The organism is Acinetobacter sp. V110_1, assembly GCF_031798975.1.
Taxonomy (GTDB): domain Bacteria; phylum Pseudomonadota; class Gammaproteobacteria; order Pseudomonadales; family Moraxellaceae; genus Acinetobacter; species Acinetobacter nosocomialis_A.
In genome coordinates this window covers 1-26,211 of sequence record NZ_JAVQNN010000024.1, presented here as the reverse complement: position 1 = coordinate 26,211, position 26,211 = coordinate 1, and the positions used below count along the sequence as shown (strand labels likewise).

General features: G+C 39.4%; 24 protein-coding genes, 1 tRNA gene and 2 pseudogenes. 19 read left to right on the top strand and 8 right to left on the bottom strand.

Features of this window, described 5'->3' with window-relative positions:
* Positions 1-429 precede the first annotated feature (429 nt).
* From RMA95_RS09790 to RMA95_RS09750, 9 genes and pseudogenes are all read left to right on the top strand, one after another.
* Complete coding sequence (locus tag RMA95_RS09790) at positions 430-1,434, top strand: hypothetical protein (RefSeq protein ID WP_311070299.1); 1,005 nt, start codon at positions 430-432, stop codon at positions 1,432-1,434.
* A gap of 171 nt (positions 1,435-1,605) precedes the next feature.
* The gene (gene lpxO / locus RMA95_RS09785; protein ID WP_004699120.1) at positions 1,606-2,520 is read left to right on the top strand and encodes a lipid A hydroxylase LpxO; all 915 of its coding nucleotides are present in this window, start codon (positions 1,606-1,608) and stop codon (positions 2,518-2,520) included.
* Positions 2,521-2,607: 87 nt separating this feature from the next.
* Positions 2,608-2,734: pseudogene (locus RMA95_RS09780) on the top strand (hypothetical protein).
* Positions 2,731-3,774, top strand: coding sequence for a lysozyme inhibitor LprI family protein (locus RMA95_RS09775; RefSeq protein ID WP_263612787.1), 1,044 nt, complete (start codon positions 2,731-2,733; stop codon positions 3,772-3,774). Before RMA95_RS09780 ends, RMA95_RS09775 begins: the two are co-directional and overlap by 4 nt.
* A 229-nt stretch (positions 3,775-4,003) precedes the next feature.
* Positions 4,004-4,534 (top strand): CHAP domain-containing protein, encoded by a 531-nt coding sequence (locus RMA95_RS09770; protein WP_263612788.1) that lies wholly within the window; start codon positions 4,004-4,006, stop codon positions 4,532-4,534.
* Positions 4,535-4,667: 133 nt separating this feature from the next.
* Complete coding sequence (uvrC, locus tag RMA95_RS09765) at positions 4,668-6,467, top strand: excinuclease ABC subunit UvrC (RefSeq protein ID WP_311070311.1); 1,800 nt, start codon at positions 4,668-4,670, stop codon at positions 6,465-6,467.
* A gap of 120 nt (positions 6,468-6,587) precedes the next feature.
* Positions 6,588-7,372 (top strand): annotated as a pseudogene (locus RMA95_RS09760) (thioesterase family protein).
* A gap of 118 nt (positions 7,373-7,490) precedes the next feature.
* On the top strand, positions 7,491-8,078 hold the full coding sequence (pgsA, locus tag RMA95_RS09755; RefSeq protein WP_002156973.1) for a CDP-diacylglycerol--glycerol-3-phosphate 3-phosphatidyltransferase: 588 nt from the start codon (positions 7,491-7,493) through the stop codon (positions 8,076-8,078).
* Between the two features lie 169 nt (positions 8,079-8,247).
* Positions 8,248-8,859 (top strand): alpha-ketoglutarate-dependent dioxygenase AlkB, encoded by a 612-nt coding sequence (locus RMA95_RS09750; RefSeq protein ID WP_311070298.1) that lies wholly within the window; start codon positions 8,248-8,250, stop codon positions 8,857-8,859.
* Positions 8,860-9,053: 194 nt separating this feature from the next.
* Here RMA95_RS09750 and RMA95_RS09745 read toward each other — a convergent pair whose 3' ends face one another.
* On the bottom strand, positions 9,054-9,827 hold the full coding sequence (locus RMA95_RS09745) for an IclR family transcriptional regulator C-terminal domain-containing protein (RefSeq protein ID WP_311070297.1): 774 nt from the start codon (positions 9,825-9,827) through the stop codon (positions 9,054-9,056).
* Between the two features lie 494 nt (positions 9,828-10,321).
* On the opposite strand from RMA95_RS09745, the gene RMA95_RS09740 reads away from it, so the two are divergent.
* From RMA95_RS09740 to RMA95_RS09730, 3 genes are read left to right on the top strand one after another with little or no spacing between them, the layout of a single operon-like run.
* Complete coding sequence (locus RMA95_RS09740; protein WP_311070296.1) at positions 10,322-12,421, top strand: FUSC family protein; 2,100 nt, start codon at positions 10,322-10,324, stop codon at positions 12,419-12,421.
* The gene (locus RMA95_RS09735) at positions 12,414-12,620 is read left to right on the top strand and encodes a DUF1656 domain-containing protein (RefSeq protein ID WP_263612794.1); all 207 of its coding nucleotides are present in this window, start codon (positions 12,414-12,416) and stop codon (positions 12,618-12,620) included. The genes RMA95_RS09740 and RMA95_RS09735 overlap by 8 nt, the downstream gene beginning before the upstream one ends.
* Positions 12,621-12,659: 39 nt before the next feature.
* On the top strand, positions 12,660-13,661 hold the full coding sequence (locus RMA95_RS09730) for an HlyD family secretion protein (protein ID WP_174723304.1): 1,002 nt from the start codon (positions 12,660-12,662) through the stop codon (positions 13,659-13,661).
* A 56-nt stretch (positions 13,662-13,717) separates the two neighbouring features.
* On the opposite strand, the gene ruvX is transcribed toward RMA95_RS09730, so the two are convergent.
* The 3 genes from ruvX to recN form a co-directional block, all read right to left on the bottom strand.
* The gene (gene ruvX / locus RMA95_RS09725; protein WP_000127528.1) at positions 13,718-14,158 is read right to left on the bottom strand and encodes a Holliday junction resolvase RuvX; all 441 of its coding nucleotides are present in this window, start codon (positions 14,156-14,158) and stop codon (positions 13,718-13,720) included.
* The gene (locus RMA95_RS09720; protein ID WP_001979301.1) at positions 14,158-14,712 is read right to left on the bottom strand and encodes a YqgE/AlgH family protein; all 555 of its coding nucleotides are present in this window, start codon (positions 14,710-14,712) and stop codon (positions 14,158-14,160) included. Before RMA95_RS09720 ends, ruvX begins: the two co-directional genes overlap by 1 nt.
* Before the next feature lie 125 nt (positions 14,713-14,837).
* A complete protein-coding gene (gene recN / locus RMA95_RS09715) occupies positions 14,838-16,505 on the bottom strand; it encodes a DNA repair protein RecN (RefSeq protein WP_311070295.1) in 1,668 nt (555 codons plus the stop codon).
* A 114-nt stretch (positions 16,506-16,619) separates the two neighbouring features.
* Here recN and RMA95_RS09710 point away from each other — a divergent pair, with 114 nt between their 5' ends.
* From RMA95_RS09710 to RMA95_RS09695, 4 genes are all read left to right on the top strand, one after another.
* On the top strand, positions 16,620-17,930 hold the full coding sequence (locus tag RMA95_RS09710) for a tetratricopeptide repeat protein (RefSeq protein WP_311070294.1): 1,311 nt from the start codon (positions 16,620-16,622) through the stop codon (positions 17,928-17,930).
* A 76-nt stretch (positions 17,931-18,006) separates the two neighbouring features.
* A complete protein-coding gene (locus RMA95_RS09705; protein WP_000099685.1) occupies positions 18,007-18,333 on the top strand; it encodes a pyrimidine/purine nucleoside phosphorylase in 327 nt (108 codons plus the stop codon).
* Positions 18,334-18,434: 101 nt separating this feature from the next.
* Entirely contained in the window at positions 18,435-19,184 is a 750-nt protein-coding gene (gene rlmB / locus RMA95_RS09700) for a 23S rRNA (guanosine(2251)-2'-O)-methyltransferase RlmB (RefSeq protein ID WP_311070293.1), read from the top strand.
* 35 nt (positions 19,185-19,219) lie between these two features.
* Positions 19,220-20,134 carry a DMT family transporter gene (locus RMA95_RS09695; protein WP_311070292.1) on the top strand — a complete coding sequence of 305 codons (915 nt, stop codon included), beginning with the start codon at positions 19,220-19,222 and terminating at the stop codon, positions 20,132-20,134.
* Here RMA95_RS09695 and coaE read toward each other — a convergent pair.
* The 4 genes from coaE to pilB are packed head-to-tail and all read right to left on the bottom strand — an operon-like array spanning position 20,131 to position 24,555.
* Complete coding sequence (gene coaE, locus RMA95_RS09690) at positions 20,131-20,727, bottom strand: dephospho-CoA kinase (RefSeq protein ID WP_311070291.1); 597 nt, start codon at positions 20,725-20,727, stop codon at positions 20,131-20,133. The two genes, RMA95_RS09695 and coaE, sit on opposite strands and share 4 nt — an antisense overlap.
* A 1-nt stretch (position 20,728) precedes the next feature.
* Complete coding sequence (locus RMA95_RS09685) at positions 20,729-21,589, bottom strand: A24 family peptidase (protein ID WP_311070290.1); 861 nt, start codon at positions 21,587-21,589, stop codon at positions 20,729-20,731.
* Positions 21,589-22,815, bottom strand: coding sequence for a type II secretion system F family protein (locus RMA95_RS09680; protein WP_311070289.1), 1,227 nt, complete (start codon positions 22,813-22,815; stop codon positions 21,589-21,591). The genes RMA95_RS09685 and RMA95_RS09680 overlap by 1 nt, the downstream gene beginning before the upstream one ends.
* A 27-nt stretch (positions 22,816-22,842) precedes the next feature.
* Positions 22,843-24,555, bottom strand: a complete 1,713-nt coding sequence (pilB, locus tag RMA95_RS09675; RefSeq protein ID WP_311070288.1) for a type IV-A pilus assembly ATPase PilB — start codon at positions 24,553-24,555, stop codon at positions 22,843-22,845.
* Between the two features lie 289 nt (positions 24,556-24,844).
* Here pilB and tpiA point away from each other — a divergent pair, with 289 nt between their 5' ends.
* The 3 genes from tpiA to RMA95_RS09660 all read left to right on the top strand — a co-directional run bounded on the left by tpiA (position 24,845) and on the right by RMA95_RS09660 (position 26,122).
* Positions 24,845-25,639 (top strand): triose-phosphate isomerase, encoded by a 795-nt coding sequence (gene tpiA / locus RMA95_RS09670; RefSeq protein WP_311070287.1) that lies wholly within the window; start codon positions 24,845-24,847, stop codon positions 25,637-25,639.
* Positions 25,640-25,651: 12 nt separating this feature from the next.
* Entirely contained in the window at positions 25,652-25,981 is a 330-nt protein-coding gene (gene secG, locus RMA95_RS09665; RefSeq protein WP_002156913.1) for a preprotein translocase subunit SecG, read from the top strand.
* A gap of 56 nt (positions 25,982-26,037) precedes the next feature.
* Positions 26,038-26,122 (top strand) — tRNA-Leu (locus tag RMA95_RS09660).
* Positions 26,123-26,211: the final 89 nt, after the last annotated feature.

Here is a 26,211-nt window from a genome sequence, read left to right as displayed (position 1 = left end):
GTGTGTACAGCTCCGGTACACATTTATGCTTCGCTAATCTTACGATAACTATATCTAAAAAGAAGCCAACAAGTTGTATCAAGCCGTGACGCAAGGGTCATCAATAATCTGCAAATAATTTTTTTTAATTTATTTATATGAAAAATATGTTTTTTATTGGGGGTAATAGCTTGATAAGCAAGGGTGGAAGGGCCCATAAGAGAATATAGTAAATGATGAAATGAATGATAAAAGAACAATAAAAAAATACAGATTTCAGTGGGGAAAGCGCATGCATGAAAAAAATAATAAAGACGGTTGAATAGCCTTGGTTTTTTGAACTGCTAATGGAAATTAATATACTTTGTGAATTATTAGACAGAAAGGGTTGTCTATTTTTTTATCTTTGGATAAACTTTGTGTTATAAAAATGTTAGACAAAGTAATATTATGTTAAAAAATAAGTTTATGATTTTAGCCATCTTACCAATGATGTTGAGTGCGTGTGGCGGTGGTGGTTCTAGTGATAATAATTCCGTAAATAACGATCAAAGTAGTGCATCACAAGATTCTACAGCGAATGGAAGTCGTTACTATTTTATGGATTACAATGCGAATGAAACAGACGCATTAAATATTTCTTATTTTGAAATATTCAATAAAAAATCAACAGATGGATCTTCTAATCAAGCTTTAGGTGAGTACTTGCTCACAGAGAAAAAACTCTATTTGCCAACTGATAGAGCGATTAATGTGATGAATATTAATTCGCTAACGGATTGGACACTGGATCTTATTGGTGATGTTAAAGAGGATTGGAAACTTCAGAGAGTTAATCTTTCTGGTCAGAATATGTTTGACGCTGTTTTACCGGGTTATCGAGCAGTAGGCTTTCCAGTAAATGATGCAAGTACAACTAATGGACGTATATTTCTTAATACTTATGGACAGAATAAATTTCCTGACGGAAGTAGTTGCTATCGTTTAATTTCAAAAAAATCTAATCAAGAGTCTTTTGCATTCAATGTCGGTCAAGATTATGAAATTAACCAGAGTTTTGACGAGTTCGATGCTGACAATGCTTCGTACCTTAATTATTTGAATCAAACTAATCCATTCGGCTTTACTTATAAAGCAGTTAAAGGAACATGGCAAACAGTTCAGTGGACTACAATTTATGATACTAGTCTAGGTTTTGATGCGAGCGATAGTGTTGCGGTGCAATATCAAGGTAAGCCATACACAGCAAGTTATACAAGTAATATTGGTTGGACTGCTGATCAAGAAGTTAAGCATTGGGAAACATACCTAAAAAATGCCAATGATCCCCAACGCATCCGTTTTGCTCAGTTAAGAATTGCACAATTGAAATCAGGTTGTTATGTCTATAATGAAACTGCTGCAAACGCACTTGTTTCTCTGAATGCGTTAAATTGGAAACCTTATCAAAATTAATTTAAAATCTGAGTTTAAGAAATCTCAAGAATAAATGTTCTTGAGATTTTTTTTTGATAAAAATAATAGTTACTCATATGAGTCTGAATTTTCTTCGAGAGTTTGTTATTATTTCTCCAATTTTAAATTCCTTCGAAGTATTTTTAAAGATGCTTAAATGCGAGTAACTATATGATTAAGTGGATCGTATTAGCGATTTTTGTAATATCTGCATTGTATATCCAACATCGCGGCAAAGTGCGTCACTCGTTTTATCGTCAATTTTTTGACCATTCAACCTTGCTCGCACCGATTAACTTTTTAATGTACATCTTTTCAAAGGTACCGAATCAGCCTTATATCGACACTCAACACTTTAAAGATTTAAAAGTGTTAGATGAAAATTGGGAAATGATTCGAGATGAAGCGAAAGCTTTATATGACCAAGGCGGGATTAAAGCTTCGAGTACCTATAACGACTTAGGTTTCAACTCGTTCTTTAAAACAGGTTGGAAACGTTTTTACCTGAAATGGTATGAGTCGAGCCATCCTTCGGCAGCTGAGCTTTGTCCAAAAACGACAGCTTTACTGAAAACATTACCGACCATTAAAGCGGCAATGTTTACCGAACTTGCTCCTGATAGCCGCTTGGTTAGACACCGTGACCCATACGCAGGTTCACTTCGTTATCACTTGGGTTTGATTACACCAAATGATGATCGTTGTTTTATTGATGTCGATGGTGAAAGATACTCTTGGCGTGACGGTCAAAGCGTTGTGTTTGATGAAACGTATATTCACTATGCTGAAAATAAGACTGATCAAAACCGTATTATTTTCTTTGCAGACGTTGAGCGTCCAATGAAAGTGAAATGGATGGAACGTTTTAATCATTGGTTTGGTCGTAACGTGATGACTGCTGCAAGTTCACCGAATGAAACAGGTGACCAAACGGGTGGTTTAAATAAAGCATTTGGCTATGTGTACCAAATTCGTATTAAAGCAAAAGCATTAAAAGCTAAAAACCGTAAGTTATATTACTTCTTGAAATGGTTCCTCATGCTTGGGATTTTCTTCCTGATTTTTGTGCGACCATATGTATTTTAATTAAAGCGCCCGAAAGGGCGTTTTTTTATTGTGATTATTTAAATAATTTAGATTTATTTTTATGCATTTAAAACGATGCTTATTAGCGTGGGGAGTATTTTATTTAAAATTTTAGGTGAATTTTATATTAATTATTGGGATGATAATGCGACTGGTAAATATATGCCTTTCTTGTACTTAATAAATTTTAAAAATTTGCGTGGAATATAAATGAATACGGTGATGAAACAAGCTTTAGTAATAACTACATTCAGTGCAGCAGTAATATTAACTGGATGTGGTAAATCTAAGCCAGAGCCAAAATCAAAAACAGAAAAAGTTGAGGCAATTTCGGATTGGAGCTGTACGCATCCTGACAATTTAAATCAGATTCAAACCTCTTTGAAAAAAGAATATTTGAAGCAAATCGAACGTAGCTTAAGACAAAGTCAATATCAGGTTGATGCTGATATTCTTAATAAAATTAATCAAGGTTTGAAGTTTGAAATTAAAAATATTCGCACTTTACCGTTAGAAGATGAAAGCCAAAAAAATACACAACTCAGCTGTGAAAGCCAGTTAGTTGTTTCATTTCCTAAAGGTTTACAAAAACGTGCGGAAAAAGCATATGTTGAAGAACTGCGTCACTCTAATGAAGAATCACAGACGCTGAATGACTATTTTTCGGATAATGAATCATCTTTGACTCTTGAAAATGATCAATTGAAAGGTGAATTTTTCTATAACATCACAAAAACAGATAAAGAGGGGTTGGTGTTTGATTTACCAAGTCAAAACACTGTGATTGAAGGATTGGTTTTTGTTGCCACTAAAGCTGTGCAATATGCGGCTTATGTTAAAGAAAATGAGTTGATTGACGAAAATATTGAAGAAAATAGACAAATGTCTGAACAAAATAATGAAGAGCAGACTGCTTTGGCTCAAGAAGCCATGGATGTTCGTAAAAAAGAATTAGATAGCGACAAAGCGAAGCAAGTGGAACGCTTAAATCTGACTTGGGATAAATTGAGCGCTGAGAAAAAAACTCAATTTAAACAAGATCAATCGGACTGGTTTAAAAAACGTGATGTTGAATGTAAAGTACTGGCACAAAAAAGTGTGGAAGAAATTCCTGAAAAGGACTTAGAAACTTACCAAAAGCAATCCGATTATTGGACTGCTGATATGCGTAAGCAAAATCAGGAGATGCAATATACACAGTGCTTTATTCAAAAAACTGCAGAGCGAACAGTTTATTTAAATAATTTAAACTAATCTGAAATTCTCCATAAGTGCTAGGTCAATCGTGTTGAAATAGATGGGATTGACCAATCTTTAGTAAGCTCGAAAGGGATTTTTTTATAGAATAAATTTGATAAATTGTTTTTTGTGACCCATTTCACAGTGCTGGCAATTTGTTACAACTATTAAAAGCCAACGCATAATTTTGATTCTACAATTGCTCCGTTTTTTCGAAGACTGGTTAGCGGAAGTAGGTTTCAAAATGGCTCATGCTCATCACGTAGCTCATGCACATGTTCACCACATTAAATTGAGAAAAGAAGAAAGTTCTCAGGGTGACTTAAAAACGAAAGCGATGTTAAACAAAGCTTCGGCTGAGACTAAAAAGCATAGCCGATTGGCTTCTAAAAGGCATAAAGTAGAAGACCAAAATATCGATCTGCATAAGTTCTCAAGCAAACTTGAGAGCATGTCAGCAAAGCACAGTAAAGAAAAATGTGCCAAGAATATCCGTATTGCTTTACAGGCTGCAGGTGCAGATGTTTCAAAGCATCCAGTAGCTGCATCTGACTGGGGGCATACTCTAGAAAAGAACGGCTATAAGAAAATCAAACCAGCATTCAACCGTCCTCAAGAAGGCGATATCTATATTATTGAACGTACCAGTGGTCATACCTACGGACATATTGCTGGTTATACTGGGAATGGCTGGTTCTCAGATTTTCGTCAAAAAACCTATGCGGTGTATAAAGAAAAAGACGTGAAGTACAGTTACTATCGTCTCGATTCTTAAAGACCTACGACATACTTTGTCGGTCTATTTCGTCATCCCTTGTCAAATTTAGGTTCTGGCACAGTAAAGCACTTGAAAAGTAAGGATGAAAACATCACATTAGGTATTCAGTATTAAGCCATGCATGCCAATAGTGAATCAAAACGCTCGTCCTCATATTGAAAAAATTTTAGCCCATATGACCCAGCTTCCAGGCGTTTATAAAATGCTAGGGAAAGATGGTGAGTTGTTATATGTGGGCAAAGCAAAAAACCTAAAAAATCGGGTGTCGAGCTATTTTGTTAAAACCATTGAGCATCCGAAAACTCAGGCTTTAGTTGCGCGAATTTATGATATTGAAACGCTTGTCACGCGTTCAGAAACTGAAGCGCTGCTTTTAGAACAAAACTTAATTAAACAACATCGTCCGCCTTATAACATCATGTTGCGAGACGACAAGTCATACGTCTATATCTTTGTATCGGCAGATAAACCGTATCCACGAATTGCCAGTGGGCGTGGCAAAGGTAAGCACCAAATTGGTAAATTCTTTGGGCCTTATCCAAGTGCTTATAGTGCCCGAGACACCTTACTGGTTTTACAAAAACTTTTTAATGTCCGTCAGTGTGAAAATAGTTACTTCTCACAGCGCAAGCGTCCATGTTTGCAATATCAAATCAAGCGTTGCTCGGCTCCGTGTGTAGGCTTGGTCTCACCAGAAGATTACAAAGAAGATGTGAATAACAGTATTCGATTCTTACAAGGTGACACCAAAGAATTAAACCAAGAGCTGATTGCGAAAATGGAGCAGGCAGCGGCGGATCTTGAATTTGAAAAAGCTGTTTTTTATAGGGATCGGTTATCTTTACTCCGTGAAGTCCAAGCGCAACAAGCTGTTTTCAAAGTAAAAGGTGAAGCTGACATTTTGGCAATTGCCTATCAGGCTGGCGTGACATGTGTGCAGATTATGCATGTACGTAACGGACGTATGTTGGGAGGTAAAAGCTATTTCCCTGACATGTTAGGTGATGACCTTGGTCAAATGCTAAGTGACTTTATGGCAAACTTTTACTTTCAGGTTGCCGATGAAGTACCAAGTGAACTGATTGTAAATACTGCCTTACCTGATCGTAAAGAGTTGGAAGAAGCCTTAGCACAGCAGTTTGGAAAGAAAGTCCAGATTAAGAGCAGTGTACGAGAAACACGTGCTGAATGGTTAGAACTTGCCGAAATGAACGTTCAGCATGCAATTAAAGGGCAGTTGAGTAACCATTTAGAACTCAATGAGCGTTTCCACCAGCTTGAGCAGGTGGTTGGCCGTCCAATTGATCGTATCGAATGTTTTGATATTAGTCATACCATGGGCGAAGCGCCGATCGCATCATGCGTGGTGTTTGACCAAGGCGGTGCGCGTAAACGTGACTACCGACAATTTGCCATTCAAGATATTACTGCGGGCGATGATTATGCTGCGATGCGACAAGCTTTAACGCGTCGCTATAAAAAGGCGATGCTGCCTGATTTGCTTTTAATTGATGGTGGTAAAGGCCAGCTTCATATGGCAATGGAAGTTATGCAAGAACTTGGACTTGAGGCTTTCATGATTGGTGTATCAAAAGGTGAAGGGCGTAAACCGGGACTTGAAACGCTTCATTTTACTGATGGCACAAAAACTCAGTTACCTGAAGATCATAAAGCCCTACATTTGATTCAACAGGTACGTGATGAAGCTCACCGTTTTGCGATTACCAAACACCGCGCTAAGCGTGATAAGCGTCGTAGCACCTCAGTTTTAGAAGCAATTCCGGGCTTAGGACCTAAACGCCGTCGAGATTTATTAACACATTTTGGTGGGATTCAAGGTGTGTTAAAAGCATCGGAAAAAGAATTAACAGTAGTGCCGGGCTTAGGTGAAGTGATGGCAAGAACGATTTATAAAATTTTGCATGAGTAGTCTTGTATTTAAAATTTGAGTGACAAAAGCGCTCATAAATTAATAGCATCATGACCATTCACATGATGGTCAAAATAATGAAAGATACTTCCTAATCACGCACATGACTTAGGGATATGCATGTCATTATTACAGCTATTTGAAGATGTAAAACAAAATGAATGGATTGATATACCCGCAGGGTGGTTACAGGGTCGAACGGTTTTTGGCGGCCTTGTTGCTGGGCTATTAATGCAAAAAGCATGCTCCCACATCCAAGATTCAAATAAAAGATTATTAAGTTGTAGTGTTACTTTTGTGGGCCCTGTACAGCAAGGTTCTGCCCGATTGACTATTGAAATTTTAAGAGAAGGGAAGTCAGTCACTACGCTTGAGACACGTTTATGGCAAGATGGTGCAGTACAAACCATTTTGGTCGCAAGTTTTGGGGCACCTCGTGTATCGAGTATTGAGGTAAAACAAGAACCCGTTGCTCCTGTATATGTGCAGCCTGAAAATTTATTTGTTATTCCTTTTGCCAAACATATGCCTGAATGCTTTCAGCATTTCGAAGTCTGTTGGGCTGAGGGTAATTATCCAGTGACAGCAAGTGAACATCCGGACTTTGGTGGTTGGTCAAGGTTCTCCCCAAAGCAACATGAAAATCGTCAACTAACATTGCCTGATTTATGGATATTTGGCCGCCGGGTGTTTTGCCCATGTTTAAGCAAGTTGCGCCTGCAAGTTCTTTAACATGGCATATTACTTATATGAACCCAGTCCAGCATCAATTGTGTGACTGGTTTAAATATAAAGTCGTCACAGAACATGCAGCTGAGGGGTATTCCACAGAATATGCATATCTTTGGGACCAAAGTGATCATTTAATTGCAATTTTGCGGCAAACTGTTACGGTATTTACCTAAGCAATCCACTTTCTCGATTCACATATTTCGTATAAAGTGGCTGTTACAGATAGATACAATATTGAAGTATGTGTCTTTGTCTGTTAAAAGATGCGTGAAGACTAAATTGGCGGTGTTTATGACCACAGGGCGAATCCTGAATATCCCAAATATCCTAACTTTGGCGCGTATCGCGCTTATTCCTGTATTTTTGGTGATTGCATATTGGCCGCCTGCAATAGGTATTGGTGAGCATGTAGGAAGTATGACTCGTCATATTATCTTGACTGCAATTTTTGTGCTGGCTGCCGTAACCGATTGGTTTGACGGTTATCTAGCACGAACGTTAAACCAGACTTCAGCATTTGGCCGATTCCTAGACCCGGTTGCAGATAAACTGATGGTCGCAGCTGCACTTATTGTTCTAGTGCAGTGGAAACCTACCATTGCGATGGCTTTTGCTGCAATTGTTATTATTTCACGGGAAATTACTGTTTCTGCTTTACGTGAGTGGATGGCAGAACTTGGTGCGCGAACCAGTGTAGCAGTGTCAACTGTAGGTAAATATAAAACCGCATTTCAAATGATTGCGATTAGTGTATTCCTACTGAATTGGCAGCCTTTAGAAATGCTGGCTTATGCTTTGTTATATACCGCAGTCATTCTGACTTTGTGGTCAATGTTTATTTATTTAAAAGCCGCGTGGCCATATCTAAAGCAGCCATAAACCCAAATAAGATTCTAAAAAGCCTTTCCTTGAGAAAGGCTTTTTTTATTGCAAAGTGCCAGAATAGAATGACTCTCGCAATTGGTGTGGTTAATAAATATCATTGGCAAAAAGGGCGTAAAATGGCATTGTTAGCTTGAGAGATGGCTAAGCAGCAAGGGGAGATTGCATGACACTAGATTTATTTTCTCCAGAACCTTGTACAAATTTATTACCGTATGATGGCGAAGTTCAGGACTACGGATGTATTTTAAGTGCCGAAGAAGCCGAGCAATATTTTCATTATTTGTACCAACATCTGGCGTGGCGACATGATGAAGCGAAGTTATACGGCAAGCACTTTATTACTCCCCGTAAAGTCGCTTGGTATGGTGACGAGCATTATCGGTATAAATATTCTGGTGTCTTTCGTGATTCTTTACCGTGGGACAGAGCACTTGCCCAACTAAAACAGCAAGTAGAGCAGATACTTTCAGAAAAATTTAATTCTTGCTTAGCCAATCTTTATGAAGATGGAACGCAAGGAATGGCTTGGCATAGTGACTCGGATGTGTCCTTAGCCAGAACTACTACAATTGCTTCCTTAAGTTTTGGAGCAACGCGAAAGTTCTCTTTTAGGCATATTCAAAGCAAAGAAAAAGTTGAAATGTGGTTACAGCCAGGTCAACTCATTGTGATGCGCGGTGAGACTCAACAATATTGGCAACACCGTTTAAATCGTTCGACAAAAATTTTACAGCCACGTATTAATCTGACTTTTCGTCAGTTCAAGTTTTCATAAGTTTTTGCTAAAAATTAGGCAAGAAAAAAGCCCATGATGGCAGCATGAGCTTATTCCTCTGAGGGAGAGCCTTCTATTGATGAGCTGCTGATGAAAAGAATCATCAATAGGTGCTAAAATCATAATATGAGAATGTTTAGATATTTTCAATGCTCTAAAGTGTAAGAAAACTTTAAATTATCAAAAATATTATTTTAGATCTCACCTTTTTCTGAAAGTTCCATAAAACGCTGCTCAATCAATCCAGCATTTTCTTGCAAAATTTCAATCAGTTTTTGAATATTTAAAAAATCAAAACGGTTCTTGGATGCCACTAGCGTTAACGCTAAAGGAACTTCTTTACTCGAAAAACGAACGGGTACGGCAAGGCCTGAAACATTAGGATCAATCTCACCTTGTGAGAAATAGAAGCCTTGTTTCTTTATTTTACGCATGCGTTGAATAAAGCTTGGTTCGTCTAGAGCAAACCCTGACTGCGACAGTTCAGGTTTAAAACGTTCATAGTAGTCATGCATGCGCTGTTTACTTAAATGTGACACCATTGTTTTTGGTGATGCCCCAACATAAATCGGGCGTGGACAGCCTCGGCCATACGAAAGTAATTCAGTATCTTTGAAAATTTCATGATGAATATCAATACAGTAGTCATCATTTAAATAGGTGAGTAAACAGCAAAGTTCAGTGCGTTCAACAATGTTGCGCATAAACGGCGTACTGATTTGGACCAATGGATCTGTTGTTCTTGATACATAGTCAAGAACTGCTATTTTTGAGCCTAAAGTGTAATCGCCAGAAGTACCATTAATACGTTTTAATAAGTCGGCCGATACGAGTTCTTTTAGATAACGGTAGCTGGTCGGTTTAGACAAGCCAAGTTCTTCGCAAATAATATCGACATTAATCACTGGTCGTGAAACTGAAAATAAATCCAGTACGGTTAAAATTTTGCCAAAACTTGAAATTGCCATGATGTCTTATTCATATCCTTAATAAACGGGTCACACTTGAGTTCTTATAACAGAAAAATTGAAGCTTTGTCTCAATTCCAAGATAACTACCTGATTTAAATATTTTACGCTCAGAATCAGAAAAGTTCTCTTGATTCGCACATCATATATGATTAACTAAAAACATATCAAATTATCAAATGAAGATATTTTAGTTGACTAAATCACTTTAATTTGAAAAAATTGTGCAACAAAATATCTAATCGAGAAATTGGTTTACTCTGCCGACTTTTTCGATGTCTCTCCTTTCCTAAGCTTGGTCGTATAAATAGCGGCCAATCTGAAATCATCTCGGCACATCATGCAAAGATGTAGGAAAAATCATTGTATTGAAGGATGCTCTCATTAAATCATTTGTCTATAAGGCAAATGACAAAGTCGTGTTGTCTTTTTAAAAGGCAAGGGGACACTGAGGAGCATGCTCATCAGTTCAAATCTGTATTTGAGATGAGTTCATGTTATTAAAGCAAATACTGGCTTTTCGCCCGAGTAAGCTTGATCTAATTTTTGCAATAAAGACATTTATTGCCGGCATGTTGGCATTATTTGTTTCGTTTGAATTAGACCTGATTAATCCAATGTGGTCGATCGGTACCGTCCTAATTATCGCCAACCCTTATTCGGGTATGGTGTCTTCTAAGTGTGTCTATCGTGTTTTAGGCACGGTGGGTGGTGCCATTGTTGCGTTAACAATAACACCTCATCTGATTAATACGCCGTGGATATTTACGGTTGTATTGTCACTATGGGTGGGCTTTGCGCTTTATGTATCCTTACTCGACCGAACTCCTCGTAGTTATGCATTTATGCTGGCGGGTTATTCAACTGCAATGATTGCATATAACGCGATTACTTATATTGATCAGTACAATATTTTTGATATCGCTTTGGCGCGTGTACTTGAGATTTCAATTGGTGTGATTTCGAGTGCCGTGGTTTCCGCAACTATTTTGCCCATGCATATTGGTTCGGCAATTAAGCAGCGTGTAACCAAAACACTCAAAGATACAGAGAACCTGTTTGCAAACTTGTTAAATGCAGATCAACAGCAAAACAATACACAGCTTTTGGCTGCGATTACTCGTGATACCACCGATATTCATGCTTTAGCAGTTCACTTGAGCTATGAAAAAGGTGAGTTGCATGGCATGACCAAGCCTTTGCAAGAAATGCTCCATCAAATGTCGATGGTGGTTGCAAATTTGGTTGCCTTATCTGAACGAATTAAACAGTTACAAGAACTGCATTTTATTGAAAGTCATTCAGACAAATTAAAACAGCTTTCAGGTCATGTGATTCATTTTCTTGAACAAAAAGACCAGATGACTGATGAAAATGTTTTGCAGTTACCTGACGAGTTTGAAAATGACTTTTTGAACTTAAATGACTCGGCTTCTGAACATCAACAAGTGCTATTGGCTGCCATGAAAATGGATGTCCGCCACTTTATTAGTAATGTTTTAGCTGTAAAAGTTTTATGGCAACGCATCAAGCAGGGTAATAAAGAGATTCCAGATAACATTACCCCAATGACGACTAAATATCCAAGTTTGCACCGAGATCATGGCGTAGCCGTCAGAGGTGGTATTAGTGCGGTACTCATTACATTTATTGTGACAGGTGTGTGGATTCTGTCTGGCTGGAAAGCTGGATTTATGATGGCACAGATTGGGGCCGTAACTGCTTGTATTTTAACTGCCTTAGATAACCCTGTTCCTGTCTTACGTATTTTTATATGGGGCAGTGTAGCATCGGCTGTTTTAGTGTTTATTTATGCTTTTGGTGTTTTCCCTCATGTCACCACATTTTGGGAACTGGGACTCGTTTTGTTACCGATGTTCTTATTTGCGGTTTCTATGATGGCGAATCAAGCACTCATGCCAGTGGGCATGGTGTTGGGTATTAATACCATGATGGGTCTGAACTTGCACAATGCTTATAGTATGGATGCAGTGTCTTACTTAGATAGTTCATTTGGTATGGTCATGGGGGTATTGGTGTCTCTCATTGTGATAGATGTCGTACGTGCCATGTCACCCGATACCAGCGCAAATCGTATTCTGGCTTTACATTATCGAGCAATGCGTCAAGCGATTTATATCCCTTATGGTATTGAATTCAAAGTTCATTTACGTGCGATGTTAGACCGTGTAGGTGTTTTAAATACCAAGATGGTTCAGTCAGAAGAGATTAAAAAATCGATTCATCAAGCATTGGTTGAATCAAGCGCGATTGTTGATTTAAGCCGACTTCAAGAGTTAGCAAATCAGCTTCAGCCATCTTCAGAACTAGCTCATCACATTGGCCGTTTGCAACAAGATTTAGATGAGCTGTTTAGAGCCAAAGAAAATGAAAAAGATGAAAGTGATGTATTGGTACAGCACATTCATCAGACCTTGTTTGAACTTAAACAACTTGCTTCAAATATTGAAGATATGACTTTGCGCCAAAGATTATTTATTTCGCTAAATAATATTGCTTATAGCATGTGTCATGTTTCATCAAACCAAATGAATGCAAATCGTACGCTTACAGGAGCCACAGCGCATGGGTGAGTTTAATGTCTACGGTATTTACGTGCCCGCTTTGCTCGTCCAAGCCTTATTTGCATATATATGTTTCCGCTTGTTAAGTCCTCTAACTAACAAATGGATTGCACAAGGCTGGATCGCACTACCCAGCATTTTCAATTTGTGTTTTTACCTTTTACTACTTTTGGTGATACACCAAATTTTTGTTGGGTTAGGTGCTTAAAGATGATTGCCAGATTAAAGATTGAGTTAGGTGAGTAAAATGAATCAATTGGAGTTGAAAAAAGTCATCCGTCCAGTGATTTTGATTGTCGCATTAATGATTGCGGTCTATACCATTGTGCATTTATGGAACTACTATAATGCAGCTCCGTGGACACGTGATGGTCGAGTTCGTGGTGACGTTATTCAGGTCTCTTCAGATGTAGCAGGACTTGTAACGGAAGTATTGGTTCAAGATAACCAGACTGTCAAAAAAGGTCAGGTACTTTTTAAAATTGATGTCTCTCGCCGAGCTTTAGATGTAGAGCAAGCAAAATCTGATTTGGCAAAAGCAAAAGCGGCATATGCTCAGGCACAAGCAGGTTTAGCACAAGCCAAAGCAAACTTGATTAAGTCGAGCACGAACATTAAGTTAGCCGAGAAAAATGCAAACCGTTATTCAAACTTAATGGATGGCGCGATTTCTAAACAAGAACAAGATCAGGTCTTTGCAACCCGCGATCAATCACATGCGGAACATGAGCAACTCCAAGCTGCGATTCAACAAGCTGAAGCCACTATTAAACAGCAGCAGGCACTGGTTGAAGCAGCAACAAGTAACTTACATTTAGCAGAGCTCAACATGCACCGTGCGGCTGTTGTTGCACCTGCAGATGGAACACTTTCTAACTTTGATTTGCGTCCTGGTAACTATGTTCAAGTGGGACAAGCAGTTGCAGCATTGCTCGATCGTAAACAGCTTTATGTTGTGGGATATTTTGAAGAAACAAAATTAGACCGTATTCATATTGGTGATCAGGCAAGTGTGCAATTAATGGGTGATAGTCAGAAAATTAAAGGGCATGTACAAGGTATTGCATCGGGTATTGAAGACCGCGAGCGTTCAAGTAGTTCTAAACTGCTTGCAAACGTAAATCCAACCTTTAGCTGGGTTCGTTTAGCACAGCGTGTGCCTGTAAAAATTGTATTAGACGAAGCACCAAAAAATCAGTTGGCGTTTGTATCTGGCCGTACTGCGACAGTACATATTATTGAAAAATAAAAAGCTTAAGTTTTTAAACTCAATAAAAAAGCATGTGTAAAACATGCTTTTTTATTTTATGGCGTTAAGCCAACAGGATTGCGATACCAGCTTTGAATCAGCAAAGCTGCGGCAAAACTATCTGCTGATAACTTCTTTGCACGGCCTTGTTCTTGGTAAAAGCCCAGCTCTTCTCTTGCTTCACGTGTAGTGAGTCGCTCATCTACCATCCACGTTTCAATATTGGTTTGATGGCGTAAACGTCTTGCAAACTTACGTGCACGTGTAGAAAGTTCTGACTCGCTATCATCCATATTTAATGGAAGACCCACAATGAACAAATCCGGCTGCCACTCTTTCACAATTTTTAAAAGTTGGTCCCAATTGGGAATCCCATCTTTCATCACAAATAACGGCAGTGGATTAGCACTTTCAATTGCAGATTGACCTATCGCCATTCCCATTTTTTGGGTGCCAAAGTCAAAAGCCATAATTGATTTTGATTGTGTTGCAGTCATTAAGCGTGTCCGATTTCAGAAGCCAGCCATGTGCGATCTACACCAATTTTTTTATAGGCTGCATCCCAACGGTCGTCATACGGCAAGTTGAAAATCAGATCCATGTCGGCATCACAGATAAGCCAATCACCACGAGCGATTTCATCTTCTAACTGGTTTTTACCCCAACTCGCATAACCAAGTGCGATTTGGTAACGACCAACACCTTCATTATGTGCGATTGCATCGAGAATATCTTTACTGGTGGTAATACAGACATTTTCACCCACAGCAATGGAAGAGTGCCATGTTGGTTGGCCAGTATGAAGGACAAAGCCAGCTTCTGGGCGTAAAGGACCGCCTTGTAAAACCTCATGCGGATTTACATTGTCTGCATCAATGTCTAAATCATTGAGTAGTTCTTTAATTTGGATACCAGCAGGGCGATTGATAATAATACCTTGAGCACCTTCTTCGTCATGACGGGCAAGATAAATTACAGTATTTGCAAAAAAGTCATCTGCCATTTCTGGCGGGGCAATCAGACAACGGTGAGTCATATATTGTTTGGTCACCTAAGCGGTTCTCCCTCAAAAAATGTCGCTATAGGGTCTCTCGACCCTTTTATCTATATAGGTTCTTTTTATCAACATACAAGAGTTAATCGGATTTCGCCAATCTTTTTCTCTCATTTTCTTTATTAATTTGAAGAAGCTTGAAATTTAAGTTGGCGTAATTGTTTGGCATGCTGCAAGGTTGTTTCATTAATTTCAACACCGCCTGACATACGTGCCAACTCAGAAATAATCTGATTTTCATCGAGTTGTACAATGGTACTGCTTGCCGGATCAGTTTGCTGCTTTTTAACTAACAAATGTTGGTCAGATTGTGCAGCGACCTGTGCTTGGTGAGTAATACATAGCAGTTGGACATGCTGAGCTAAATCGGCAAGTAAACGACCAACCACTTCAGCTGTACCACCACTAATCCCGACATCAATTTCATCAAATACCAAAACTTCTGCCTCGGTCTTTTCAGCATTCATCACTTGCATAACAAGTGCAATACGTGAAAGCTCACCACCCGATGCCACACGTGCCAATGGTTGTGGTGGTATGCCTTTATTGGCAGTAAATAAAAGTTGAATGAAGCTTAGACCTTCTGAGCTTGGTTGCTCTAATGGTTCAAACTTAAACTCAAAGTGAGCCTCAGGTAGCGCTAAAGGTTTTACTTGTTCGGTTAACTGTTTGGCAAGTGGGATAGCTGCTTCACGACGAATATTGTCTAAATGCTGGGCTTTGTCTAAGAACTCTTGATGTGACTTTTCTACTTGTTCTGCAAGAGTTTCTGGGTCTTCAAGTTGATGTAACTGTTCAAGCTCATTTTGCCAAGTTTCATATTCTTCTTTAAGTGTCTCTGGCTGAGTACGATATTTACGTGCTAGACGATGGAAAACTTCCAACTTAGAGTTCAGTTCTTCCATTCGTTCAGGATCAAAACTTTGGCGATCAATAAACTGACGTAAATTTGATGTGGCATCATCAATTTCACTTTGAGCATTGAGTAAAGAATTATAAATTTCAGAAAGCTGTTCACTACGCCCCGCATGAGATTCTAGACGGCGAATGATCGATGACATTTCTTGAGTAATGTTTTGCTCAGCTTCATCAAGCGCATTCAGGCTATAGCTACAATCTTGCATGATATGTTCATGATGACTGAGGCGATCGAACTCTTGCTCGATTTCTTTGTAATCGGTTTGAATAACCTCTTCAAGCTCTTCAATTTGTAGCTCTAAGGTCGCAATACGTTGTAGACGTGTTGCTTGAGCATCTAAAGCCGCTTGGTGTAAACGAATTGTGCGTTGCCACGTGCTATAGGCCTCACGAACATCGTTTGCTTCGACATAAAAATTGTTATAACGGTCTAACCAATGCTTTGGATAAGGTGGTTCAAGTAGCTGTTGTTGGCTGTGCTGGCTATATAATTGAACCAATAAACGCCCTAATTCTTTAAGCTCAGAGAGGCTGCTCGGACGTCCATTGACCCATGCTTTACTACGACCAGTTGCGAAAATAACACGACGTAAATGAATTTCCCCAGAGTCATCATCTAGTTCATGATCTTGTAACCATTTTGCTTCTGGGCTATTGTCCTGATAAGTAAAAACAGCGGTGATATCCGCTTTGTCCGAACCATAGCGGACATAATTTGTATCTGTACGTTCCCCTAAGCAGGCAGAAAGTGCATCCAGTAATAATGATTTTCCGGCACCTGTCTCACCTGTTAGAACATTAAATCCTTGTTCTATATCAATAGCTAAATGATCAGCTAATGCAAAATTGATTAAAGTTAAATGTGTGAGCATAAACGCATCCAACGCGCCAAATTATGGGTTAAAGATAGAGAAGTTTTGAATTTGCTACAAGTGATCTATTATTCTAACTGAAATAATAGAACAGCAAGATTGCGGATCTTTACAATGAAAAAAACATTAAGCTTACCGAAAGCACCAATAGGAATGATGAACCGCCATAAAAAAATTAATCCTGCTGAAATGAATAAAATTTTAAATCAGCATTTTAATGCATTTAAACAGGCTGCTGCACAAGGCGACTATGCCAAAGCTTATCAGCATGTAAAAAAAGCGGTAAATCTAGTACCACAGCATCCAGGAGCATTATCTGATTTAGCTTATACTGAGCTGCGGTTACACCGTTATGACGATGCATATCAACATTATATGCAAGCCATTAAAGCAAGTGGTTCTAACGTTAATACAAATTTATATGATGGATTAACTGAAGTTTGCCATCATTTAAATAAAAAGGAAGAAAAGATTAAATTTGGACGTTTAGCTATTTCAACAAAAAAAGAACTCACAAAGAATGAGCCTGCTTTAAATATATCCACTCATAAGCCTGTCCCCTTTAGTTCCAATCCTCAAGAAAACATTATTGCTTTTTCTTTATTTGGAGCAAATCCGCGTTACTGTGAAACTTCAATTTTAAATACCAAGCTCGCTCAAGAGATATACCCTGAATGGACTTGTCGGTTCTATATAGATGATACCGTTCCTGAATTTGTGCAGCAGCGTTTACAAGCAAATGGGGCACAAGTGGCACAGGTGAGTACCTCACAGAAACAATTATCCGGCTTATTTTGGCGCTTTTTAGTTATGGATGATCCAACCGTTAAGCGCTTTTTGATACGTGATGCTGACTCTATTGTGTCTTATCGTGAGAAAGCTGCCGTTGATGCTTGGCTCAAAAGTGATGAATGGTTTCATTTAATGAGAGATAGCTACTCTCATACTGAATTGATTTTGGCGGGTATGTGGGGTGGATGCTCAGGTATTTTTCATAATATTGAAGCACATATCAAAGATTATGTTGCCACTGGAAGGTATCCGGACAATCGAGTCATAGATCAACATTATCTGCGTTATTGTATTTGGCCGACTTTAAAACAAAGTGTACTCGTACATGATAGCCAGCAATTTGATGAAAATAGTGCCGATTTTCCGGTTTATGAGTCAGCTTCAATGCAAAATGACCCAGACAATTTTCATGTTGGCATGGATAATGGTTCACCAGTGGTTACAACTGCTGTTACTCACCCAACAGCAGAGAAAGTTTATTGGGTTTTACTCGATGAAAATTACGATGAAGTTTGCAGATATGATGCAATAGTGTCGAAGAGTCGAAATATTGAAGTAAATTTACCCCACGCTTTTGCTAAAAAAATTCAGTTACAGCAGTGGAAATTACAAGTCTATCCATATGAAAACTGATTGATTAGTTATTTAGGCACAATTAAACTACATTCATCATAATTTATATAAATGCGGCATTATCTGGAGAGTGTGCATGAGTTCAACCCAATTTGATCATGTAACGGTCATCAAAAAATCAAATGTTTATTTTGGTGGAGCATGTATCAGCCATACCGTGCAATTTGAAGATGGAACGAAAAAAACATTAGGTGTTATTTTGCCGACTGAGCAGCCTTTAACATTTGAAACACACGTTCCTGAGCGTATGGAAATTATTTCAGGTGAATGTCGCGTTAAAATTGCAGACAGCAATGAAAGTGAATTGTTCCGTGCTGGTCAATCATTTTATGTACCAGGTAATAGCGTTTTCAAAATCGAGACTGATGAAGTACTCGATTATGTTTGCCACTTAGAAGGCTAAGAAATTACTGTTTAAATCGGGTACACTATGCCCAAAGAAATCCTGTGAAGTTGGCTTTACAGGATTTTTATTTTTTGCTTAAACGTTGTTAGAGGTCATGCATGGCAAAACCGGAATATTATTATGGCGTTCACTCAGTGGAGTCATTGTTAGAACTTGAGCCGGAGCGCGTGCTGACCTTGTTTACATTGAAAGGGCGCGACGATCAACGTTTGCAGAAGATTCTGCAATTGGCTGAGCCTTTTGGAATTAGTGTACAAAAAGCAAGCCGTGATAGCCTCGAAAAGCTTGCGGGCTTGCCATTCCACCAAGGTGTAGTGGCAGCAGTACGTCCGCACCCGACTTTAAATGAAAAAGATCTGGATCAGATCTTGGCTGAAACTCCAGATGCTTTATTGCTGGCATTAGATCAGGTGACCGATCCACATAACTTAGGTGCTTGTATTCGTACAGCCGCTGCAATGGGGGTTCAGGCTGTGATTGTGCCTCGTGATCGCTCAGCAAGTTTGACCCCAACTGCTCGTAAGGTTGCAGCGGGTGGAGCCGAGAAAGTTAAGTTCATTCAAGTAACAAACTTAGCTCGTACATTAGCCCATCTAAAAGAAACCACTCACACACGTGTGATTGGCACCATGCTTGATGAAAGCGCACTACCAATTCAAAAATGTGATTTCTCTGGTCCAGTCGTAATCGTGATGGGAGCTGAAGATACGGGTTTACGTCCAATTACTCAGGCACAGTGTGATCATAAAGTTTATATCCCGATGTCTGGGAATTTACAGAGCCTAAATGTGAGTGTGGCAACAGGTATGGCACTTTATGAGGCTTGCCGTCAGCGTTCTGAGGTATAATAGAGCTGCCTTTCTCGTTTTAAAGCAGTCTTAATATGTCTCCCCGTAAGCAAGGTTATTTCTTTGTATTGGTGACCATGTGCATTTGGGGCGGGTTTACACTTTTTGCCCGTTTAAATGCACAGTGGCATATCAGTGCTTGGGATATTGCTGCACTGCGCTTTGCTATTGCTTTTCTAATTTTGATGCCTATCTTAATTTATAAAAAAGATCTCGCTTTTTTATGGAGTAAGCATGCGGTTATTTTGGCGCTCATTGGTGGAGTGATTTATTGTCTTACCGTCTACACCGCGTTTCTTTATGCCCCTGCTGCACATGCTGCAATTTTCTTAAATGGTTGTATTCCAATTTGTACTGCAATTGCAGCATACATTTTATTTAGACAACCATTTGATAAGCATACATGGGTGAGTCTGGCAATTATGATCACTGCCTTGGCTCTCATGAGTGTGTTGATGTTGCAAGGTAATGCTTCTGCTTTTGGCCTGGGGGATTTGCTTCTTTTTATTAGTGCGATTTGGTGGGGTATTTTCACTGTATTACTTAAACAGTGGAAACTTTCCGCATGGCACTCTATGGCAAGTGTTGCGATTTGGTCTGCAATTATCTATTTACCCATCTATGCTTTATTTCTGCCTAAGCATTTTATGGAAGTTAGTCCTGTTCATTTAGCGATACAGGGCATTTTCCACGGTGTATTTGTCGTTATTATCGCAACTTTGACTTATGTTGCTGCCATTCAACGACTAGGCGCTTTTAAAACGGGAAGTATTGTGACTTTGGCGCCGTTTATTGCTGCTATTTTAGCTGTACCTTTACTTGGCGAGTCATTAAGCCCATCGATTGTGGTGGGCTTAGTAGGTATGGGAATAGGTGCTTTACAGCCTTGGCGTTGGTTTAGGCAAGATAGCTTGGCACAAAAGATTCAGCAGCAAAATAAGCAAGATTAGTTGGCGCGCTTCAAATAGCTTTGATGTAAAGGCTCTAATTGCTGATATAAATGTTCGAGTAATCCGTCATTAAACACAATGTCATTGGCAAGTTCACGTTTACGCTCGCGTGGCATTTGTGCAGCAATAATTTTCTGGATTTGTTCTTGGTTTTGCCCATCGCGCTGACTTGCACGTTGAATTTGAGTTTGTTCGCTCGCATCAACTAATAGGGTGTGATTAACCAATTCATGCTGGTTGGTTTCAAAAAGTAGTGGTGAAACTAAAATCACATAAGGACTTTTAGGATTTTGTAGCTGTTGAATAATAGATTGACGGATTGCAGGGTGGGTAATTTTTTCGAGTGTGTGGCGCGCTTCTGGATTTTGGAAAATATATTCACGTAAGGCGCGGCGGTCTAAACTACCATCGGGTTGAAGTACCCAGTCTCCAAAAGTTTGCTGAATTTTTTGGAGAGTAGGTTGGCCTTTTTCAACGACTTCACGCGCAACGATATCGGCATCGACGACTTGAATTCCTTGGGACTCGAACCATTGTGTTGCAGCAGATTTTCCACTGCCAATACCACCTGTGATTCCCAGAATAAAAGCCATCTTAACCTCCTAAATAAATTTTCATAATCTGATTACCCCATAAAAAGGCAACCCAACCCGCAATCGCAATATACGGCCCAAAAGCAAAAGGTTGATTGTCATTTCTTAACTTTAATAAGATGATGCCAATGATTGCACCCAATAAAGATGACAATAACACAATTAACGGTAGCATCAATGGCCCCATCCATGCACCTAATGCTGCAAGCAATTTAAAGTCGCCGTAGCCCATACCTTCTTTGCCAGTAATTACTTTAAATAAGTAATAGACAATCCAAAGACATAGAAAACCAATGAGGTAACCCCAAATGGCCGAGTTGGGTGAGGTGTAGATATTAAAGGTGTTAATGCCTAAACCAAGCGCAGCTAAAGGAAGAGTAAAGCGATCAGGCAAAAGTTGTGTATCAAAGTCAATAAAGGTCAGTGCTATCAGTACCCATGTGAGGATGAGTCCAAAAAGCATTTGTATAGTTGGACCAAACACCATAACCACCACCAATGAACATAGCATGGTAAGTAGTTCGATGGCTGGATAACGAATGCTGATAGGATGTTGGCAATGACCACATTTTCCTCTTAGCACAAGCCAGCTTATGACAGGAATATTTTGATACCAACGAATCGATTGATGACATGAGGGGCATGAGGAAGCAGGTTTGCTTAATGTCAGTTTTTCATGGTCAATAATCGGTTGTTCTGGATTGAGGAGCATTTGACATTCTTGCTGCCAGTCTTGCTCCATCATCTTTGGAGTACGATAAATCACTACGTTCAGAAAGCTACCAATACATAGACTCACAAGTGCAACAGCAATATAAAGAGCAGTTAAGTTTTGAATAAAATAAGCAATAATATCTTGCATTATATAACTGAGCCCATTTGGAAAATTGGAAGATACATGGCAATAACCAGACCGCCTACCAGTACCCCTAAAATTGCCATGATTAAAGGTTCCATCATTGCAGTTAAACCATCAACGGCATTATCCACTTCATTTTCATAGTAGGTCGCAACTTTATCGAGCATGCTGTCTAGTGCACCAGATTCTTCACCAATTGCAACCATTTGTACAGCCATAGAAGGAAAACGGTTAGATACACGCATGGCAAACTGAAGTTGCTGACCTGTTGCGACATCTTCACGAATTTTCATGACAGCTTGCTCATAGATGACATTGTTGGTTGCGCCGGCGGTTGACTCAAGTGCATCAATTAGTGGTACACCAGCTGCGAATGTGGTCGCAAGCGTACGGCTATAACGTGCAATAATTGCTTTATAGACCAAATCCCCAAAAATAGGTAATTTAAGCGCGAGTTTATCTAAGCCGTCACGAAACTTCTTACTGCGTTTTTTAGCTTCTAAAAAGGCGGCAATCATTGCACCAATCGCGATAATCATAATAAACCAGTATTCTTGCATCCATTTCGACATATTCACGACCATTTGGGTGAATGCTGGTAATTCTGCTCCGAATGAAGAAAACAGATCCTGAAACACGGGTACGACTTTAACCATCAAAATAATGGTCACCACAATCGCTACCACAATAACCGTTGCAGGATATTTCATTGCTTTCTTGATTTTCTGTTTTAACAATTCACTTTTTTCTTTGTAAATCGCCACACGATCTAGCATGGTTTCAAGCGCACCTGATTGTTCACCAGACTCAACAAGTGAACAAAACAAATTATCAAAATATTGAGGATACTTTTTTAAAGCTGAGGCAAAGGTACTACCACCTTCCACTTCACCTTTAATACCGAGTACTACCTCACGCATGGCTGGATTTTCTAAACCTTCTGCTACTATTTCAAAGCCTTGTACCAGTGGTACACCAGCTTTCATCATGGTCGCCAGTTGTCGGGTAAAAATCGTAATATCAAGTGTGGTGACTTTTTTCTTGAATAAACCTTCAAGAATATTTTTACGTTTCTCACGTATGGTTCGAACAGTGACACCTTGTTTGCGTAAGGTCACTTTAGCTAAAGCCATATTTTTAGCTGGCAGTTCTCCCTTAATTTTTATGCCTTTACGGTCAACCCCTTCATAAGCAAAAGTCGGCATCATTTGTGCCTTTTTGACAGCCATCAGATTATCCTTATTTTAAATAGTGTCTTATTCACTGGTCACACGGTTAACTTCTTGTAGGGAAGTCACGCCTTGCATCACCTTTTTTAAACCTGAACGACGTAGATTATTAAACCCCAGTTTTTCAGAAGCAGCCGCGATTTCTAGAGCGTTGCCATCTTCCATAATAATCTTGGAAATCTCAGGTGTAACTTTCATTACTTCATAAATACCGACACGGCCTTTATAGCCTTCACGACATTCAGGACAACCTACCGGTTGAAAAACGCGAAAGTCTGGATGTGCTAAGTCTTGTTCGGTAAAACCCATTTCTAATAGGCTTTGTTTAGGAATATCAGCAGGTATTTTGCACTGAGAGCAAAGACGTCGTGCTAAACGCTGTGCAATAACTAGGTTTACTGATGTTGCAATATTGAAAGAGGGAACTCCCATATTGCGTAGACGGGTTAGCGTTTCTGGAGCACTGTTGGTATGCAGCGTCGACATCACCATGTGACCCGTTTGTGCAGCTTTAATTGCGATTTCTGCTGTTTCCAAGTCACGAATCTCACCCACCATAATAATGTCAGGGTCTTGACGTAAAAAGGATTTAAGCGCGGCAGCAAAAGTGAGACCTACTTTGGGGTTCACGTTAACCTGATTAATACCTTCAAGATTGATCTCCACTGGATCTTCGGCAGTAGAAATATTAGAACTTTCAGTATTTAAAATATTCAAACCTGTATATAAAGATACAGTTTTACCAGAACCTGTTGGACCTGTGATTAAAAGCATGCCCTGTGGTTTATCTAAAGCTTCCATAAATAAAGCTTTTTGTTCTTCTTCGTATCCTAATGCGTCAATTCCCAGCATTGCACTTGATGGGTCAAGAATACGAAGAACTAACTTTTCACCAAATAAGGTCGGAAGAGAGTTCACACGGAAATCAATTGCTTTGGTCTTTGATAGTTTGAGTTTGATACGACCATCTTGTGGAACACGTTTTTCGGAAATGTCCATTTGAGACATTACTTTTAAACGTGATGCCAAACGGTTCGCAAGTTGTAAAGGCGGATTGGCAATTTGACGTAATACGCCATCGACACGATAACGTACCCGATATGACTTTTCATATGGTTCAAAATGTAAATCTGAAGCACCCATACGAATGGCATCAATGAGCAACTTATTAATATATTTAACAATAGGTGCTTCATCACCTTGTGGTGTTTCTTCTTCATCCTCTTGAGTGGTAGGGCCATCAAGACTGACATCAAGATCAAACTCTTCATCATTAAAGTCAAAACTGCTTTCTTCTGCAAAATGCTGACCTAAAACTTTTTCGAGTTTATGGTGCTCAACAATGACAGGTTCAACCATCAGTTTGCTGTTAAAACGGATCGCATCAATCGCTTCAATATTACTTGGATTGCTGGTCGCGACATATAAAATTTGCCCTCTTTGAATAAGTGGCAAAATCCGATGTTTTAAAATCAGTTTTTGATCGACCAGATCTTTAGGAATCTGAGATGTGTCATACACATCTAGATCAAAATATGGTTCAGCAAACTCAGCAGAGATTGTTTCAGCCAATAAAGAAGGGGAGAGATGAACCTCTTCAATTAAATATGCGACTGTATCTTGCTTAGCTCTCTTTGCTGCATCTAATGCATTTTGCATGGTCGCTGCCGACACATGCTTTTCTTCGACTAAACGCCGAAAAAACCCCGTAAATTTTGGAGATGTATGTAATGCTGACATCTGCCTGCCTATGCTAATGTGTTTATAATTGGTATATGAAAAATTATACTTTTGTTATGTAAAATTACTACCTTATAAAATGTTGCTCTAGTCCTACTCAGGCTGTTAAAGCTTGAACTAGTCGAAGTTTTTATAGATTAATTTTTAGAATGTTTAAGTTTGAACCCTTAGAAAGTTTTTTTAATTTCAAAGAGTAGAAAAGATATAAGTAATCCCATTAAAGAAAAGTATCTGAAATTTGTATAAATGCGTGTAGAATGTGCTGCATTTTTGATGAAAGGTGAGCAGTATGTCGGGTACGACGATTACGCCTTGGGTAGTTGGCAACTGGAAAATGAATCCAATGCGTGCTAACGCCAACCAACTTATAGAAGAATTTAAACAATTATTGCAACAAAACCAAATTGCAGATGAAAGCTGCCATGTGGGCGTTGCCCCTGTTTCTATTGCACTTACAACAGTACAGGCGCAATTGCAGGATGCTGCAAGAACCGTATATACGGTTGCGCAAGATGTATCGCGTGTTGCAGGTACAGGTGCTTATACGGGCGAAGTTAGTGCAGAATTATTAAAAGATAGTCAAATTAATTTCGTACTGGTCGGACACTCTGAACGCCGTGATATTTTTGGCGACAACGTTGAAATTTTGAAAGCGAAACTCCAAAATGCATTAAATGCGGGTTTGACTGTCATTTATTGTGTGGGTGAAAGTCTTGAACAGCGTGAGCAAGGTCAGGCAGAGCAAGTTGTTTTACAGCAAATTTGTGATATTGCACCGGTAGTGACCGCTGAACAATGGCAAAACCAAGTCGTGATTGCTTATGAACCTATTTGGGCAATTGGTACAGGTAAAACAGCTTCTCCACAAGATGCACAAGCGATGCACGCTAAAATTCGTGAAGGCTTATGTCAGCTTACTTCAGTAGGTTCAGATATTGCTATTTTATATGGTGGTAGTGTAAAAGCTGAAAATGCTGTTGAATTAGCTGCATGTCCAGACATTAATGGGGCGTTGGTTGGTGGTGCTTCATTAAATGCAGCATCTTTTTATCAAATTGTACAAGCCTTCGCGCAAAGCAAATAACGAGGATAGGGTATGCACTCTTTTGTACTTGTTGTACATATTATTTTAGCTGTACTGATGATTGCATTGATTTTGGTGCAACACGGTAAAGGCGCAGATGCTGGTGCTTCTTTTGGCGGCGGCGGTGCAGCAACTGTATTTGGTGCATCGGGTTCGGGTAATTTCCTTACTCGCCTGACTGCTGTTTTAACTGCATTGTTCTTTGTAACGAGTTTAACTCTCGCTGTTTTTGCGAAAAAACAGACGACGGAAGCATATAGCTTGAAAACTGTACAAACAACAGCACCAGCTCAAACAACATCGCCTGAAACTTCACCAAATGCACCAAAAACGGGTCAATAATTCGAAATAGGGCTTTCCTTTTGCAGTTGGAAGGACTAGAATGCGTCCCACAAGCTGCGGTGGTGGTGGAATTGGTAGACACGCTACCTTGAGGTGGTAGTGCCTTCGGGCGTGGGGGTTCAAGTCCCCCCTTCCGCACCAACTTTGAACCAGAAAGTTGAGTGCAAGCAGTTTATTGATGCGGGATGGAGCAGTCTGGTAGCTCGTCGGGCTCATAACCCGAAGGTCGT